The organism is Caballeronia sp. PC1, from assembly GCF_021353155.1.
GTDB classification, from domain to species: Bacteria; Pseudomonadota; Gammaproteobacteria; order Burkholderiales; family Burkholderiaceae; genus Caballeronia; species Caballeronia cordobensis.
The window spans coordinates 1,017,829-1,032,963 of record NZ_JAJUBH010000001.1 but is presented as its reverse complement, the minus strand read 5'-3'; the positions used below and the strand labels follow the sequence as shown (position 1 = coordinate 1,032,963).

Here is a 15,135-nt window from a genome sequence, read left to right as displayed (position 1 = left end):
TGCCATGTCGAACGATCTCGATTTCGTGATTCGTCACGCCGACGTCGTCACTGCGTCGGACCGCTTTTCGTGCGACATCGGCATTCGCGACGGCCGCGTGGCGATGCTCGGGCAAGGCCTGCCGGGCGCGCCGCGCGAACTCGACGCGAGCGGGATGCTGGTGCTGCCGGGCGGCGTCGACGGCCACTGTCATCTCGATCAGCCGATGCCCGATGGCCTGCGCATGGCCGACGACTTTCTCACCGGCACGCGCTCCGCATTGTGCGGCGGCACGACGACGGTGATCCCGTTCGCCGCGCAGGCAAAGGGGCAATCGCTGCAAGCCGCTGTCGACGACTATCACGGCCGCGCCGAGGGACGCGCGATGATCGATTACGGCTTTCATCTGATCGTCGCCGATCCGACACCGCACGTGCTCGCGGAAGAACTGCCGCGTCTGATCAAAAGCGGCTACACGTCGTTCAAGGTCTATATGACTTACGACGATCTCAAGCTGAACGACCGTCAGATGCTCGACGTGCTCACCGTCGCGCGCGAGCATGGCGCGCTCGTGATGGTGCATGCGGAGAACTCCGACTGCATCGGCTGGCTCACCGAGCGATTGTTGGGCAAGGGCCTGCACGCGCCGCACGCACATGCGCTCGCGCGGCCGGCTGTCGTCGAACGTGAAGCGACGCATCGCGCGATCGCATTCGCGGAACTGGTCGATGTGCCGATACTCATCGTGCACGTATCCGGCGCGGATGCGATCGAGCAGATTCGCTGGGGCCAGTCGCGCGGACTGCCGATTCTCGCTGAGACGTGCCCTCAATACATGTACCTGACCGCCGACGATCTCGGGCACGGCGAATATGAAGGCGCGAAGTGCGTTTGCAGCCCGCCGCCGCGCGACCCGGCGAATCAGAACGCGGTTTGGAAAGCGTTGCGCCAGGGCGTGTTCTCGCTCGTGTCGTCCGATCATGCGCCCTTCTCTTATGACGATCCGCAAGGCAAGAAGCATGGCGGCAAGGAAGTATCGTTCGATCACATTCCGAACGGGATTCCCGGTCTCGAAACGCGTTTGCCGCTGCTTTTCAAGGGCGTGAAGGAAGGGCGCATCTCGCTGCATCAGTTCGTCGATCTCACCGCGCTTGCGCCAGCGAAGCTCTACGGCCTCTATCCGAGGAAAGGCACCATCGCGGTCGGCGCGGATGCGGATATCGTCGTGTGGGACCCGGAAAAGCGCGTGACCATCGCCAATTCGACGCTGCATCACGCGGTCGATTACACGCCGTACGAAGGGCTCGAAGTCACGGGATGGCCGCGCCATTGCTTCTCGCGCGGCGAACTGCTCGTCGAAGACGGCAGGCTCCTCGACGTGAAAGCCGGACGCGGACGGTTCCTGCCCGCGGGGAAGCCTAATCTCGAATGACATCAGGAGCATGCGATGAAGCTACGTTTGTTATCGCTGACAGCGGCGATGTTGTGCATCACGGCGCACGCGGCGCACGCGGCGCACGCGGCGGATAAGGACATGCCGACGGTCGTGCCCGAATCCATCGGCGTCGATTCCGCGCCGCTCGTGCGCATGTCGGCATGGATGCGTGCGGACAAGATGGATGTGCGCAGTCTCGTCGTCGTGAAGGACGGCAAGATCGTGTTCGAACGATATGGCGACGGTCTCACGCGCGACAACAACTACGAGCTGTATTCGGTCACGAAGACCATCACGTCGCTGCTCGTCGGTGTGCTCGAAGGCGAAGGCAAGCTGAACCCGTCGATGAAGGTCGCGCCGCTCATCGCCAGGGCGCGACCCGATCTCGCATCGCAACTCGCGGACAAGCAGGACATAGAACTGCGTCATTTGATGTCGATGTCGAGCGGCCTCAGTTATCAGACGCGCGAAGGGACCGATCCGCTTTACTACGGCGCCCCGGATCGCCTGCGCGTGGCCGTGACGGCGCGTGCGGCGAAGACGCCCGGCACCGACTTCGATTACATCGACGTGAATCCGGTGCTCGTCGGCACGGCCGTCAGCGTGGCCGCGCACGAACGCGAGGACCGTTTTGCACAGAAGAGGCTGTTCGAGCCGCTCGGCATGTCGCATTACCGCTGGACCGGCGTCGATGAAACCGGCGCTGTAGCGGGCGGCTGGGGCTTGCGGCTGCGCGCCGTGGACATGGCGAAGATCGGCATGCTGATGCTCGACAACGGCCGCTGGCAAGGCAAACAGATCGTGCCTCAGGCATGGATCAAGCAGATGACCACGCCCTCGCCCGCCGCCGCCGATTACGGCTACTACTGCTGGATTCAGCATGTGGTCGAGAAGGGCCAGCCTGAATTCGGCGCGATGGGCTTCAAGGGGCAGTTCATCACCGTCTTGCCGAAGCAGCACGCGGTGGTCGTGATGACGAGTCTTCTTCCGACCGATGGCGGCCTGCGCGACGCGACGTATCTCAATCGATATCGCCACATGGTCAACGATTTCATTCTGCCCGCGCTGACGCCGGCGACGCGCCCCGTCGTCACGGCATCGAAGACCGAAGCGCTGAAGAACGAGCTCGAACGCAGCAACAAGACGCAAGGCGTGCCCGGCACGGCAGCCGCATTCAACGACACGCCGGAGACGTGACCATGAAAAGACCTTTGCTGTTCGCGGGCGTCGTCGCGATCTCGATTGCGAGCGCGCAGGCAGCGCCGCTGCACGAAGCCGGGCTCGCGCAGGCGCAGCCCGAAGATGCGAATGTCGATTCGCGCGAACTCGTGCGCCTCTCGCGGTGGATTCGGGACGAGAAGCTCGATATCTACAGTCTGCTCGTCGTGAAAGACGGTAAGCTGATTTTCGAGCGCTATGGCGCGGGCGCATCGCGTGATTCGAACTACGAGCTTTACTCCGTGACGAAGTCCGTCACGTCGATGGTCGCGGGCATGCTCATCGCCCAGGGCAAGGTCAGTCTGGACGATTCGGTCGCGACCCGCCTCGCCGCGTGGCGTCCCGACTTGCGCGCCGATTTCGCCGACAAGCGCAATGTCGAACTGAAGCACCTCCTGTCGATGTCGAGCGGGCTGCATTACGACTTCAGGCCGAAGGACGATCCGATCTACTACGCCGCGCCGGATCGGTTGAAGCTCGCGGCGGAAACCAGTCCCAAGGTCGCGCCCGGCTCGCAGTTCGAATACACCGACATCAATCCGATTCTCGCCGCCGCGATGCTGAGTGCAGCCGCCCACGAACCGGTCGAACGGTACGCGCAGGCGAAGCTTTTCGGTCCGCTCGGCATGAAGCACGCCACGTGGGAACGCGCCGACCGCTCGGGTCTCGTCTCGGCGGGTTGGGGTTTGCGTTTGCGCGCGGTCGACATGGCGAAGATCGGCATGCTCGTGCTCGATCATGGCCGCTGGCAGGGCCGCCAGGTGGTGCCTGAGGAATGGATCGCGAAGATGACATCGCCCGCGGTCGCGCCGTACTTCGGCTATTACTGGTGGATCAACAACGTCGTGCAGAGCGAGCCGGAGTTCGACGCCATGGGCTTCAAGGGGCAATTCATCACGGTGCTGCCGAAGCGCAACACCGTGATCGTGATGACGAGCGTGATGTCGGTGGATGGTGGATTGCGCGACGCGAAGAACCTTCAGCAATTCCGGCATATGGTGAACGGTTATGTGATTCCGGCGCTCGACAACCGGAGCCATGCGCAGCCGTCCGCGCGAGCTCGCGCGCAGATGGATCGCGAACTGGCGGTCAGTGCGCAGACGCGAGGCATACCCGGCGCGCAGGTTGATCCGACGGATATGCCAAAGTATTGAATCCGCGCATATAGTCGGCGCAACTACGATCCAAGTCCCGCCCGAGGCATCTCGAGCGCGCCGTCCGCATCGGGCGAAAGCGGTTTCGCTCGCGCACGGCAGGCGCCCGCGCAGAAGATGCCGGCGGCCGAAAGCCCCGCGGGCAGCGCCAGAACGAGATAGAGCGCGGCATTGGACCAGCCCGCCGATAACATCAACGCGCCGCCGAACGATCCGGCGATCGCGCCGATGCGGCCCACGCCGAGCGCCCACGCAACGCCCGTCGCCCGGCTCGATGTCGGATAGAAGCCGGACGCGATGACGTTCGCGCAGACCTGCGAACCGCTCACGCAAAACCCCGTCACGAAGATGCCCGCCGCCAGCCACCACGCGGAACCCGCGGCCGCCAGCGATGCCACCGCCGCCGCGCCGACGAGATACGCCGCGCTCACGACCTTGTACGCATCGAAACGGTCGATCAGGACGCCCAGCACGATCGCGCCGAGCACGCCGCCGCCTTGCAGCAGGCCCGCGAACACCGACGCCTGCTTGAGCGACAGGCCCGCCCTCGCGCCGAGTATCGGCAGCCAGTTGATCAGCATGTACAGCAGCAACAAACTCATGAAGAACGCGAGCCACAGCAGCAACGTGCCACGCCGATAGTCCGCATCGAAGAGACGAGCGACCGGCGAAGCACTGGCGCGTTCGCCCGAGGTGAAATAGCGCGTGTCGGCGGCCGCGCGATCCGGCGCCACGCGTTTCAGGATCGCCGCGATGCGCGCTTCGTTCCCCGTGCCGAGCGCGAGAAAGCGCACCGATTCCGGCAACGCGAACCACAAGACCGGCACGAGCATCAACGGAAGCAGTCCGCCGATGACGAGCACGCCGCGCCAGCCGAACTCCGCGACGAGATACGCTGTCACCACACCGCCGAGCGCGGAGCCTAATGAGAAGCCGCAGAACATCAAGGTCAGCAAGGTGCCGCGCCGCCGCTCGGGACTGAATTCCGATGTGAGCGTGATCGCGTTCGGCATCGCGCCGCCGAGTCCGAATCCGGTGAGAAAGCGCAGCACGACCAGCCACTCGATGTTCGGCGCCGCCGCCGATCCGAGGCACGCCGCGCCGAACCACGCGACCGACAGGATCAGCACGCCGCGCCGCCCGATGCGGTCGGCAAGCGGGCCGCTCAGGAAGGCGCCCATCATCAGCCCTAGAAGACCGGCGCTGAAGAGCGGCCCGAGCGCAATCACGGACAGGTTCCAGTCGCTGCGCACATGCGGCGCAATGAAGCCGATGATCGCGATATCGAATCCATCCAGCGCGACGATCAGAAAGCACAGCACGCCGATCATCACCTGAAAGCGCGACACGCGCCCCGCGTCGATGATGTCGCGCACGTTCACCGGCTCGCGCCGCAATTCGTTGGCGTCCATGAAGTCTCCTTGACCTGACGTTGACGTTGACGTTGACCTTGACGTGATGCTCACGCGTGCGCGGCTTGCGCCTTGCCTGCGGCAATGGCTTCCACCTGTTCGATGAACGCGGGATCGCGTTCGCGCAGGTCTGCATGGCTGACTCGCCCGGTGCGCCGCATATAGTCGTAGGCGAAGCTCACGGGATCGAGATTCATGCGCGTATCGACGGACTCGTACCAGTCGAGACTCTTGCGCGCCGCATCCTGAAAGCGGTTCGACGCGTCCCTTCGGCTTTCCTCGAAGGCGGCGAAGGCAGCGGGAACATCATCGCGATGAAGCGAGAGCGATTCCGCGAGCGCGATGGCGTCCTGCATCGCCATGCGCGTGCCCGAGCCGAGCGAGAAATGCACGCTGCGCAGCGCATCGCCGAGCAGCACGACCTTGCCGTGCGACCAGCGCGCATTGCTCACGACTTTCGCCTGGAACCATTGCGAGCGGTTGGTCAGCAACGCTTCGCCTTGCAAGTCGTCGGCGAAGACGTTTTCGCAGAACGCGCGGCTCTCGTTTTCGGTCGCGTGATCGAGCCCGCAACGCTGCCACGTCTGCGGATCGACTTCGACGAGAAACGTCGAATGCGTCTTGCTGTACTGATACGCATGCGCGATGAAAACGCCGTGCGGTGTCTCGCGGAAAATCAGCGACACCGGATGAAACAGGCGCGTCGTGCCGTACCACGCGAACTTGTTGCGCCGCTCGTCGAAACTCGGCTGGAAGTGCTCGGCAAGACGCGCGCGCACTTCGCTGTTCACGCCATCGGCGGCGACGACGACATCGTAGTCGTCCAGCGCGGCGGGATCGTTCACGCAACTGTTGTAACGCACATCGACGCCCGCATCGCGGCACGCCTCTCGCAACACGGTCAGCAAATCGATGCGCGATGTGCGCGAGAAATGATTGTTCGACAGCCGCACCGGCACGCCGCGATGCACGACCTCCATATAGTCGCAGCGCTCGTGATGCGCCGTGAACCTGCGGAAGAACGCTTCGTCGGCCTCTTTCAGAAAACTCAGCGCGACATCGGAGAACACGACGCCCCAGCCGTAGGTCGCACCGGCTTCGTTGCGCTCATGAACGACGATCTCGTCGCCGGGATGACGCTGTTTCATCAGCATCGAGAAGTAGAGTCCGGCGGGGCCGCCGCCGATCACCGCGATTTTCATGGTGTACTCCTTAATATTCAGAACAATTGAATGCGGTCTCGCCGAGCAGCGCGCCGGCATTCGGCACGATCGGCGCTAGGCCCAGATGATCGAGCATCTGACGCGTCGTGCAGACGGCCGTCGACGTCACCGGCACGCCAAGCCTGTCCTGCGCGGTCTGAATCGCCGCGAGCGACGGCATCTGCACGCACGCGGACAACACGACCGCATCCGCGTTCGCGATACGAAGGCGCTTCACGTCGTCGAGCAATTGCAGCGGATCGCGTCGGCCGACTTCGAGGTTGTCGGGAATCTCGAACGAAAGCGCATCCAGCACTTCGATGCCTTCCTCTTCGATATACGCAACCACTGCCGCCGTCAGCGGCTTCATGTACGGCGCCATCAGCGCGATCCTGCGTGCGCCCATCGCCTTCAGACCGGCGACGAGCGCGCCCGCCGAAGTCATCACGGGCGCCTCGCAATGATTCTCGCGCGCGATGCGGCGCAAATCTTCCTCGACCTGCCGGTGATAGCCCGGCCCCATCGCCATGATCGCGACGAGACACGCGGTGCTCATCACGTCGACGCGCGCATCGGCGAGTTCGGCCGCGCAGCGCAGGCCCTCGCGATTCATCGCTTCCAGTTCTTCCTTGACGACGCGATGCATGCGCATGCGGCTCGAATGGAACGTGAAGCGCTCGGGCAAGATCGCTTCCCGCGCGCGCAGCATGGCGGGGATTTCGGTTTCCATCGTCGTGTTCGAGCTCGGCACGATCTGGCCGATTCGATAGGTTCGGGTCACTGCCTGCATCATTGCGTTTCTCCAGCGTAAGGTTGTTCTGCGCAGCGCGCCCGATATCCTTCGAGCGCGTCGCGCAGGACGGCGGGCATCTCGATCGATTCGCGCGCGTCGCGGCGGATGCATACCGGCGTGAGACGCGCGATGAACGCGATCTCGCCATCGGCCATGCGCGCGGTGATGACCAGCGTGAACGTGCGCGTGCGGATCGCATCGACTTCCACGGTGGCGTCGAAGGTTTCGTCGGGTTTGAGCGAGCGGCGGAAGTCGAATTCGAGCGCGCGCGTCGGCGTGCCGAAGCCGTGATGATTCTTGACCGCCTGCGGCGCGCCATCGAAGAGAAAGCCGTAGAACAGCTCGGCGAACGAGATGACGTAATCGGAAAACGACGCCGTGTAGACCACGCCCGCCGGATCGCACTCGCCCCAGCGCACGCGGCGGCGCACGACGAACGGTTGCGTGCCGGCCACGTATTCGGTGCAGATCATGCGTCCTCCCTGGCACGCGCGGCATGCTCATCCGCGAGACGCGCGGCGACGTCGTGACGCAAAGCCGCCTTGTCGACCTTGCCGACGCGCGTCACCGGAAACTCGTCGACGATCTCAATGCGCTCCGGACACTTGAACTTCGCGAGCCCCTGCGCGACGAGAAAATCGGCAAGCTGCCGCACGGTCGGCGCGGCATGGTCCGCACGCAGGATCAGATAGGCGCAGGCCTTCTCGCCGTAGAGCGCATCGGGCATGGCGACGAGCTTCGCGTCGGCGACCGCGGGATGATGGCTCACATAGGCCTCGACTTCCTCGCAACCGATCTTCTCGCCGCCGCGATTGATGTTGTCGCGCAGCCGCCCTTCGAACGCGAAGCAACGCACGCCGTCGATGATCCTTTGCGTCACCATGTCGCCGGTGCGCACGAAGCCGTCGGACGTCAGCGTCTGCGCGCTCGCCTCGGGCGCGCGAAAGTAGCCGCGCAGGCTCGACGGTCCGCGAAAGCACAGCTCGCCCGCCTCGCCGTCGGGCGCGGGATCGTCGGCGCCCGGCACCAGCACGCGGATCTCGTCGGCCGCGCTGCCCGACAGCCCTTGCGTGAAGTGCCGCAAACGCGCGGCATGCGCCGGTCCTGCGCCGAGCAGCAGCCCTTCGGTCGTGCCGTACAGGTTGAAGCACGGCACGCCGAGATGCGCTTCGAGCGAATCGGCGCGGCTCATCGTGCCGAACAGTTGCAGCGATGACAGATCGTGTCGCGCGATCTCCTGATACGCGATCATCTGCGGCGCGACAGGTCCGATGGACAGCCCGTGCGTCACCCGATGCGTCTCGATGAGTTCCAGCATCCGCGCGATGTCCACGCGCGGCATCAGCACGGTCGTCGTGCCGGCCGCGACCGTCGAGACGAGCGCATACAGTTGCCCCGCGTTATGCAGCAGCGGCAGAGACCAGATCATGCGGCTCGCCTCGCTCATGCCGATATGCCGCATCCAGTCGAGCGCGTGGCCGATGTACTCCGCATGAAAGCGCGGGATGATCTTCGGCACGCCGGTCGTGCCGCCGGAAAGCTGGAAGCTCAGCACGTCCTCGCTGCCGATGCGGATATCGGCCAGCAGGGCGCGCGCACGCGCCAGCGGCATCGACTCGATGAGCGCGTCGATCGCGTGATCGCCCTCTTCACCCTTACCGCGCGCAACGACCAGATGTTCGAGCGATGCGATCCGTCCGAACATCTGCCGCGCGAAGCCGACGAGATCGAACGCGGAGAAATCCGCCTGCACGAAGTAGCCGCGCGGTTCGGACTGCGCCGCAAGCTGGCCGATCTCGACCTCGCGATACTGCGGCACCGCGCACACCGGCACGATGCCCGCCTTGTAGGCGCCCATCAGCGCAACGGCCGTGTCGATGGTCGTGCCCATCTGGAAGATCGCGCGATCGCCCGGCACAAGGCCGGTTTCGATGAGGGCCGCGCCGAGCCGCTCGCTGCGCGCGTCGAGCTCCGCGAAGGTGATGGTGGCTTCGTCGGAAATGTAGGCGGGCCGCTCGGGCATGCGCGCGGCGGTGGCGCGCAGCGCGTCGCCGAGCGTCATGTCGGGCCATGCGCCCGATTCGAAATAGCGTTGCGCAAGCTCGGGCGGACAATAGATCACGCCGTCGATCGGATGAAAGATGCCTCTCATGGTTGGTGTCTCCTGCAAGTCCACGTGCCGTTTCAAACGCGCGGCGCGATGCGCACGACATCGCGGTCGTAGCACTCGATGCGTCCGTTCAGTCCGCCGGTGAAAAGCCCGTACCAGACGGCGGGCTTCAGGCCGAGCGCGCGGCGCTCGAACGAAACCGGCTCCGTGGCGCTGATCACCGTGTAATCGCCCTGGTCTTCGACGCGGCACGTGTCGAGCTTGCGCGCGGCGTCGATCAGCGTCGAGAACTCCGGCACGTTGAGCACGAATAATTCGAGCGTCTTTCCGTCCGTCGCGCGGCTTTCGCTCAGGCGCGCCGCCTTGCGCGCCCAGACTTCATCGATACATGTCGCGCCATTCTGCAACTCGATCGCTGCTTCGAGCGTCGCGGCGGCATCGCGTGCATCGAGCGGCGCGAGCGCGCGCAGCTTGCGTGTGATCTCGATGAAATAGCCGTTCGGATCGCGAAAGTAGATCGACTCGATCACCTCGTGCGCCGTCTCCACCGACACCTCCACGCCGCGCGCCTCCAGTCGCGACTTCCACGCCTGCAGTTCGTCTTGCGTATCGACGAGCCAGGCCGTGTGCGTCGCATCGAATACGTGATCGTCGGGACGCGGCGGATGCGCCGCTCTGCCGTTCAGCGCCTCGGGCTCCTGGCTTCCGAGGTAATGAAAGAACGCGATCGTGCTGCCGTTGCCGCTATCGAAAAAGAAGTGAAGGAAATCCGGATGCGTCGCGGGGCCCCATCCGCGCGCGGAAATCGTGTGAATGAGAGGCAGGCCGAGCACGTCGCGATAGAACTCGACGGTCTCCTTCAGTCTCCAGGTCGGCCGCGCCGTGTGATCGACGCCGCGCAGGCACAAGCGCAGGTCAGCGGCGGGAATGTCGCTCATCTTCATGTCGGTACTCCGTATCGGATCAGGCGGATGTCATTGGGGAAAGTTTTCGCGCAGCCAGTCGCGCACGATGCGCCCGGCGACATAGCGGCCCGCCTCCTCGCCCTCGGCGAGCGCGCGGCCGTGGTGATCGCCGCGCACGCGACGATGCGTTTTCACCGCCGAGCCTAGACTCGCGTAGATGTCCGCGATGACGGTCGGAAAGCACGCCTGGTCGCCGGTGTATTCGACGACGAGCGACGGCTGCACGATCGCCGGTGCGGTCTTCGACAACAGCGCATTCGACGACACGCCCGACCACGTCGAGAGCCACGCTTCCGGCGAACAGCAGCGCGCGAAGCCGACCGAGCCGTAGTTCGACGCGAACGGGTCCGCGCCCCACAGCGAGCCGTAGTGGCGGTCGGACGGATCGAGCGAAAGATCGAACGAGCGCAGATCGGCGTCGGTGCGCCAGATCGTCATCAGCGGCGTGTGCGCGGCTAGGCGGCGCGTGCGCGGATCGGCTGCATCGCCCGCCGACTTGACGCGCGCGCGGGCATCGAGGCGCCCGGCGATCAGATTGCGCGCGATGGCGTCGAGCCGTTCCACGCGCGCGGTCTGCGCCGCGCGATAGCGCGCGACGAACGCCGCGTCGTAGCGCGACGAATGCGGCGCCGCGTTGAAGCCGTTGGCCGGCGCGAACGGGTCGAGCGATGCATCGACGGCGAGCGCATCGTTCTCGTCCGTCACCGACGGATCGATGCATCCCTGCAGCAGCGCGCCCTGCCCCGGATGCGGCGCCACAAAGATCACGCCATCCGCCAGAGGCATGTCGAGCGAGGCGAGTTTCGTAGGACGTCCGCCCGGCGTGCGCTCGATACGCGCGTCCGGCGCGAGGTTCGATTGCTGCGCGTAGAGCGCGTAAAGCCCGCTGCCGCCCGAGTTGCCGAGCAGCACGATTCGCCTGAAGCCCGCGTCGCGCAGAAAGCGCAGGCCGGCCGCGACGTCGTAGAGCGCGAACTCGTGTTCGAGGCGCATGTCGTTGCCGACCGAGCGCGGCGCTTGCGTCCACGCCGCAAAGCCCGCGCCAGTGATATCCGGAATCAGGTAGTGGCACGCCATGAACTCGCGCGGATGCATGATGCACACGACCGTATCCGTCGCGCCGGGCGAATACAGCGAGCCGCTCGTCGCGGCGCCGTCCTGCGTGCGCAACACGACATTACGCGTGCCGACACCGGCGGGCAGCTCGCGCGGGTTCCAGTCCGTGTTGAGAAATCCTGCGGTCGCGCCGCCAGAGCCGGCGCGCGTTTGCTCAGTTCGGTTCATCGAGTCATCTCCTTTTTTTACATCTTAGTCGAATCTTTTTACTTATGTGTTGATTTTTCGTTATGGTTTTTACGGATGTGTTGATTCGACGCGTGACGAACCCTGTCAGGAGGCCGGTTTGGGTTATCGTGTTGATCGTTCTGACACAACCGTCGAAAACGCCGTATGACCCGAACCCAGACCAAGAGCGACGCCTTGCGCGAAAACATCCTCGAAGTGGCGACGCGCCTTTTCATCGAGCGCGGCTTCGACGGCACGAGCTTCAACGACATCGCCGACGCAATCGGCGTGAGCCGTCCCGCGCTCTACTACTACTTCAAGAGCAAGGAAGCGATTCTCGAAGTGCTCACGGAGACGGTGACGCGCGCGGCGGGTCAACTGGCGTCGGAAGCCGTGCCGGGGCACATGCAGCATCCCGCCGGCATGCTGCGGCATCTGGTGTTGCGGCATGCGCAATTGATCCTCACGCATCCGCTGCAGTTTCGTGTGGTGGAAAGAAACGAGGGCAACCTGCCGCCGCAGCAACGCGAGCTGGCGGAACAGGCGCGGCGCGCCGTGCTGGAGCAGTTTCAGCACGCGATCGAATTCGGCATCGAGCAGGGACAATTTCGCGCGCTGGATGCCAAGGTCGCGGCTTTCTCGATCATCGGCATGTGCAACTGGAGCGCGTGGTGGTACTCGCCCGACGGGCCGCGCTCGCTTGAGCAGATTTCGGAGCAGATCGCCGACATGGCCCTGCATGCCGTGCAGATGGAAAACGGACGGCAGCTGCGCGAGCCGAGCGTCGGCGCGGTGATCCAGTTGCTGCGGGACGACATCGACATGCTGGAACGGCGGCTTGGATCGGACGAGTGATCATGCCGCGATCCGGCGCGGCGCCATGTTTCATCGGTAACTTGGGCTCGATTTTCTGAAACGCGACCGTAACGGCGCGCGCACAGAATTCATCCCATGCGCAGAACGAACTGCGCCAAAACAACCGGAGAACACAATCATGCCGATGCCTTGCTACCTCACGCTCGAAGGACAGAACCAGGGGAAAATCGAAGGCTCCATCAAGGTGACGGGCCACGAAGGAAAGATCCTCGTGCAGGCTGTGGATCACACCATCGAGATTCCGAAGAGCCCGCAAACGGGGCTGCCCACCGGCAAGCGTGTGCATTTGCCGATGACGCTGACGAAGGAAATCGACAAGTCGTCGCCGAAGCTTTATCAGGCATTGACGTCGGGCGAGCAGATGAAGGTTGTGACGCTGGAGTTTTATCGCATCTCGCCGAAGGGCACGGAGGAGAAGTACTACACCGTTCAGCTGTCGAATGCGATTCTGACGAACATGAAGTCGTGGACGCCCAATGCGCTCGATCCGGAGAACCGCCAGATGGGGCATATGGAAGACGTGTCGTTCACGTACGAGAAGATCACGTGGACTTTCGACCCGGACGGCATCGAAGCGGAAGATTCCTGGTTGGCGCCGAAGTCTTGATGATTGGGTTAGGGTGGATGGAAGAGCCGCTTCTCCTGGAGAGCGGCTCTTATGCATTCTGCGGTGAGGCGCAGACCCAACGAGCGTGAGCGAGGCTCCGGTTCTACAAGCGTTCAATCAAGCGCCGATCCCCCGACTCACAATACTCATGACATGCCGCACGCGCCGCGTTCGCCGCGCCGTGCACGAATAGCGGCGCATCCGCGCGGCGCGACATCGACACCACGATCGACGGCGGCGAAGGCTGCAACGGCAACTCCACCACTTCTCCGCGCGCGATGAGATCCGCGACGAACAGACGAGGGATCGCCGCCACACCGAAGCCATCGCGCACCAGTTGCACAATCACTGAGATCGACGGCGACCCGGTAATGCGCGTATCCGCGAGCGGCACGCCGTTCGCGAGCGCAAGCTTGCCGACGATGTCCTCCAGCGCGCGATGCGGTGCCGTGCCGCGTCCGAAGGTGAGGATCGGATGGCGCAGCACGCGCTTGGCGAGCCCGCTGCGCGACAGCGGAAGCAGCCCCGCGCGCGCGACCCAGTGCACCGGATAGTTCGCGAGCGCATCGCACACCACGGTTTCCTCGTCGCTGCCTTCGACTCGAATGATCAGATCCAGCTCGCCGGCCATCAGGCGACGCTGCAATACCACGCTCACGTCCACTGCAAGTTCCACTTCGAGTTGCGGAAGGTCGGTCGAAAGGCGTCGCATGTAATCGGCGAGCCAGCTATGCACCACTGTTTCGATCACGCCGAGCCGCAGCTTGCCGCGCATGGCGCCTTCGTGCGACGCCGCTGCCTGCAACTGGCGCGTCGCTTCCACGACGGCCTTCGCGTAGCCCAGCAGATATTCGCCGTTAGGCGTGAGCCGGAAATCGCGGCTCTCGCGATCGACAAGCGTGGTCTGCAATTCGTCTTCGAGCGCCTTCAGACGCTGCGATATCGCGGCGGGCGTGGCGTGCAGCGCCGTTGCCGTGGTGCGGAAGCTGCGCAGCTTGGCAAGCGTGACGAAGGTCTCGAGAAAGCGCGTGTTCATAGGCTGGAAAACAAAAAGCGACGCAAATGCGGGGCAAAAACAACGAAGGGAAACGCTCCAAAAACCTCAACGTGATTCGGGAAAACCCGCGATTCCGTTAATAAATTCTATTCACTCTGCACAAATAAAACTAGTTGGCGTCAGATTTTCTTCTTTTCTATGCTTCGTCTAACGCTGCAATTCATACACACCGCACGCCGATACCATGACTCCATCTGAATTCCGCAAAGCTGTCCGCCACGGTGACTTCCGCGGCCCCACAGCCGGCCATTGTGGCGACTACGCGCAAGCCAATCTGGCGATTCTGCCCGCCGCACACGCGCACGATTTCCTGCGCTTCTGTCATGCGAATCCGAAGCCGTGTCCGCTGCTCGGCGTGGGCGAGCCCGGCGATTTTCGCGTGCCTGTGCTTGGGCGCGACGTCGATATCCGCACCGACGTGCCCGCCTACAACGTCTATCGTCACGGCGAACTGAGCGAACGCGTCGAGTCGATCGAAGCGCTCTGGCAGGACGACTTCGTCGTGTTCGCCATCGGCTGCTCGTTCTCGTTCGAGCACATGCTCGCGAAGGAAGGCATCGGGCTGCGCCACGTCGAAGAAGGCCGCAACGTGCCGATGTATCGCACCGACATTCCGAACCAGCGCGCGGGCGTGTTCGGTGGCGAACTCGTCGTGTCGATGCGTCCGCTGCGCGGCGCAGACGCGATCCGCGCGGTGCAAATCACAAGCCGTTTTCCGGGCGTGCACGGCGCGCCCGTGCATATCGGCGATCCTGCGGAACTCGGCATCGCCGATCTCGCGCGCCCCGAGTTCGGCGACGCGGTGACGATCCATCCGGGCGAGCTGCCGGTCTACTGGGCGTGCGGCGTGACACCGCAAACCGCGCTCATGGGCGCGAAGCTGCCCATCGCCATCGCACACGCGCCGGGCCACATGCTGATGACCGACATCACCAACGCATCGCTGGCCGTCTTCTGAGCGCCTGCGCAGCACGCGCGGCCTAACACGGCGCCGCGCTCCATTCACGGCAATTCGAAGCTATCCGGCCCCGCGGTCCGGAGGG

The 15,135-nt window shown here is 64.2% G+C and carries 13 protein-coding genes and 1 pseudogene; 6 read left to right on the top strand and 8 right to left on the bottom strand.

Going from position 1 to position 15,135, the window contains the following annotated elements:
* Positions 1–4: 4 nt before the first annotated feature.
* The 3 genes from hydA to LY284_RS04940 are packed head-to-tail and all read left to right on the top strand — an operon-like array spanning position 5 to position 3,786.
* On the top strand, positions 5–1,411 hold the full coding sequence (gene hydA, locus LY284_RS04950; RefSeq protein ID WP_233384759.1) for a dihydropyrimidinase: 1,407 nt from the start codon (positions 5–7) through the stop codon (positions 1,409–1,411).
* Positions 1,412–1,426: 15 nt separating this feature from the next.
* Entirely contained in the window at positions 1,427–2,611 is a 1,185-nt protein-coding gene (locus LY284_RS04945; RefSeq protein WP_233384757.1) for a serine hydrolase, read from the top strand.
* A gap of 2 nt (positions 2,612–2,613) precedes the next feature.
* A complete protein-coding gene (locus tag LY284_RS04940; RefSeq protein WP_233384755.1) occupies positions 2,614–3,786 on the top strand; it encodes a serine hydrolase in 1,173 nt (390 codons plus the stop codon).
* A 23-nt stretch (positions 3,787–3,809) separates the two neighbouring features.
* Here LY284_RS04940 and LY284_RS04935 read toward each other — a convergent pair whose 3' ends face one another.
* Genes LY284_RS04935 through LY284_RS04905 form a run of 7 tightly spaced genes read right to left on the bottom strand, consistent with a single transcriptional unit; the run spans position 3,810 to position 11,552 of the window.
* Positions 3,810–5,198: an aromatic acid/H+ symport family MFS transporter gene (locus tag LY284_RS04935; protein WP_233384752.1), complete on the bottom strand. Its 1,389-nt coding sequence runs from the start codon at positions 5,196–5,198 to the stop codon at positions 3,810–3,812.
* 50 nt (positions 5,199–5,248) lie between these two features.
* Positions 5,249–6,400, bottom strand: a complete 1,152-nt coding sequence (locus tag LY284_RS04930) for an FAD-dependent monooxygenase (protein ID WP_233384750.1) — start codon at positions 6,398–6,400, stop codon at positions 5,249–5,251.
* A gap of 10 nt (positions 6,401–6,410) precedes the next feature.
* Positions 6,411–7,193, bottom strand: a complete 783-nt coding sequence (locus tag LY284_RS04925; RefSeq protein WP_233384748.1) for an Asp/Glu racemase — start codon at positions 7,191–7,193, stop codon at positions 6,411–6,413.
* The gene (locus LY284_RS04920; RefSeq protein ID WP_233384746.1) at positions 7,190–7,666 is read right to left on the bottom strand and encodes a thioesterase family protein; all 477 of its coding nucleotides are present in this window, start codon (positions 7,664–7,666) and stop codon (positions 7,190–7,192) included. The genes LY284_RS04925 and LY284_RS04920 overlap by 4 nt, the downstream gene beginning before the upstream one ends.
* Positions 7,663–9,345 (bottom strand): AMP-binding protein, encoded by a 1,683-nt coding sequence (locus LY284_RS04915; RefSeq protein WP_233384743.1) that lies wholly within the window; start codon positions 9,343–9,345, stop codon positions 7,663–7,665. The genes LY284_RS04920 and LY284_RS04915 overlap by 4 nt, the downstream gene beginning before the upstream one ends.
* 32 nt (positions 9,346–9,377) lie before the next feature.
* Positions 9,378–10,241 (bottom strand): VOC family protein, encoded by an 864-nt coding sequence (locus LY284_RS04910; protein WP_233387136.1) that lies wholly within the window; start codon positions 10,239–10,241, stop codon positions 9,378–9,380.
* 36 nt (positions 10,242–10,277) lie between these two features.
* Positions 10,278–11,552 carry an alpha/beta hydrolase gene (locus LY284_RS04905; RefSeq protein WP_233384741.1) on the bottom strand — a complete coding sequence of 425 codons (1,275 nt, stop codon included), beginning with the start codon at positions 11,550–11,552 and terminating at the stop codon, positions 10,278–10,280.
* Between the two features lie 165 nt (positions 11,553–11,717).
* Between LY284_RS04905 and LY284_RS04900 the strand changes: the two genes are divergently transcribed.
* Both LY284_RS04900 and LY284_RS04895 read left to right on the top strand, forming a co-directional pair.
* Positions 11,718–12,407, top strand: coding sequence for a TetR/AcrR family transcriptional regulator (locus tag LY284_RS04900; protein ID WP_233384738.1), 690 nt, complete (start codon positions 11,718–11,720; stop codon positions 12,405–12,407).
* A gap of 139 nt (positions 12,408–12,546) precedes the next feature.
* Entirely contained in the window at positions 12,547–13,035 is a 489-nt protein-coding gene (locus LY284_RS04895; protein ID WP_014191429.1) for an Hcp family type VI secretion system effector, read from the top strand.
* A 103-nt stretch (positions 13,036–13,138) separates the two neighbouring features.
* Here the strand turns inward: LY284_RS04895 and LY284_RS04890 are convergent, their stop codons facing one another.
* Positions 13,139–14,071 carry a LysR family transcriptional regulator gene (locus LY284_RS04890; RefSeq protein WP_014191430.1) on the bottom strand — a complete coding sequence of 311 codons (933 nt, stop codon included), beginning with the start codon at positions 14,069–14,071 and terminating at the stop codon, positions 13,139–13,141.
* A 199-nt stretch (positions 14,072–14,270) separates the two neighbouring features.
* Here LY284_RS04890 and LY284_RS04885 point away from each other — a divergent pair.
* Positions 14,271–15,050: pseudogene (locus LY284_RS04885) on the top strand (putative hydro-lyase); the annotation flags it as partial.
* Between the last annotated feature and the right edge of the window lie 85 nt (positions 15,051–15,135).

Excerpts from the sequence above, each read along its gene's own strand:
- LY284_RS04925 (WP_233384748.1), bottom strand. The coding sequence starts at position 7,193 with ATGATGCAGGCAGTGACCCGAACCTATCGAATCGGCCAGATCGTGCCG.
- LY284_RS04895 (WP_014191429.1), top strand. The coding sequence starts at position 12,547 with ATGCCGATGCCTTGCTACCTCACGCTCGAAGGACAGAACCAGGGGAAA.
- LY284_RS04915 (WP_233384743.1), bottom strand. The coding sequence starts at position 9,345 with ATGAGAGGCATCTTTCATCCGATCGACGGCGTGATCTATTGTCCGCCC.
- LY284_RS04900 (WP_233384738.1), top strand. The coding sequence starts at position 11,718 with ATGACCCGAACCCAGACCAAGAGCGACGCCTTGCGCGAAAACATCCTC.
- hydA (WP_233384759.1), top strand. The coding sequence starts at position 5 with ATGTCGAACGATCTCGATTTCGTGATTCGTCACGCCGACGTCGTCACT.
- LY284_RS04910 (WP_233387136.1), bottom strand. The coding sequence starts at position 10,241 with ATGAGCGACATTCCCGCCGCTGACCTGCGCTTGTGCCTGCGCGGCGTC.
- LY284_RS04890 (WP_014191430.1), bottom strand. The coding sequence starts at position 14,071 with ATGAACACGCGCTTTCTCGAGACCTTCGTCACGCTTGCCAAGCTGCGC.
- LY284_RS04935 (WP_233384752.1), bottom strand. The coding sequence starts at position 5,198 with ATGGACGCCAACGAATTGCGGCGCGAGCCGGTGAACGTGCGCGACATC.
- LY284_RS04945 (WP_233384757.1), top strand. The coding sequence starts at position 1,427 with ATGAAGCTACGTTTGTTATCGCTGACAGCGGCGATGTTGTGCATCACG.
- LY284_RS04905 (WP_233384741.1), bottom strand. The coding sequence starts at position 11,552 with ATGAACCGAACTGAGCAAACGCGCGCCGGCTCTGGCGGCGCGACCGCA.
- LY284_RS04920 (WP_233384746.1), bottom strand. The coding sequence starts at position 7,666 with ATGATCTGCACCGAATACGTGGCCGGCACGCAACCGTTCGTCGTGCGC.
- LY284_RS04940 (WP_233384755.1), top strand. The coding sequence starts at position 2,614 with ATGAAAAGACCTTTGCTGTTCGCGGGCGTCGTCGCGATCTCGATTGCG.
- LY284_RS04930 (WP_233384750.1), bottom strand. The coding sequence starts at position 6,400 with ATGAAAATCGCGGTGATCGGCGGCGGCCCCGCCGGACTCTACTTCTCG.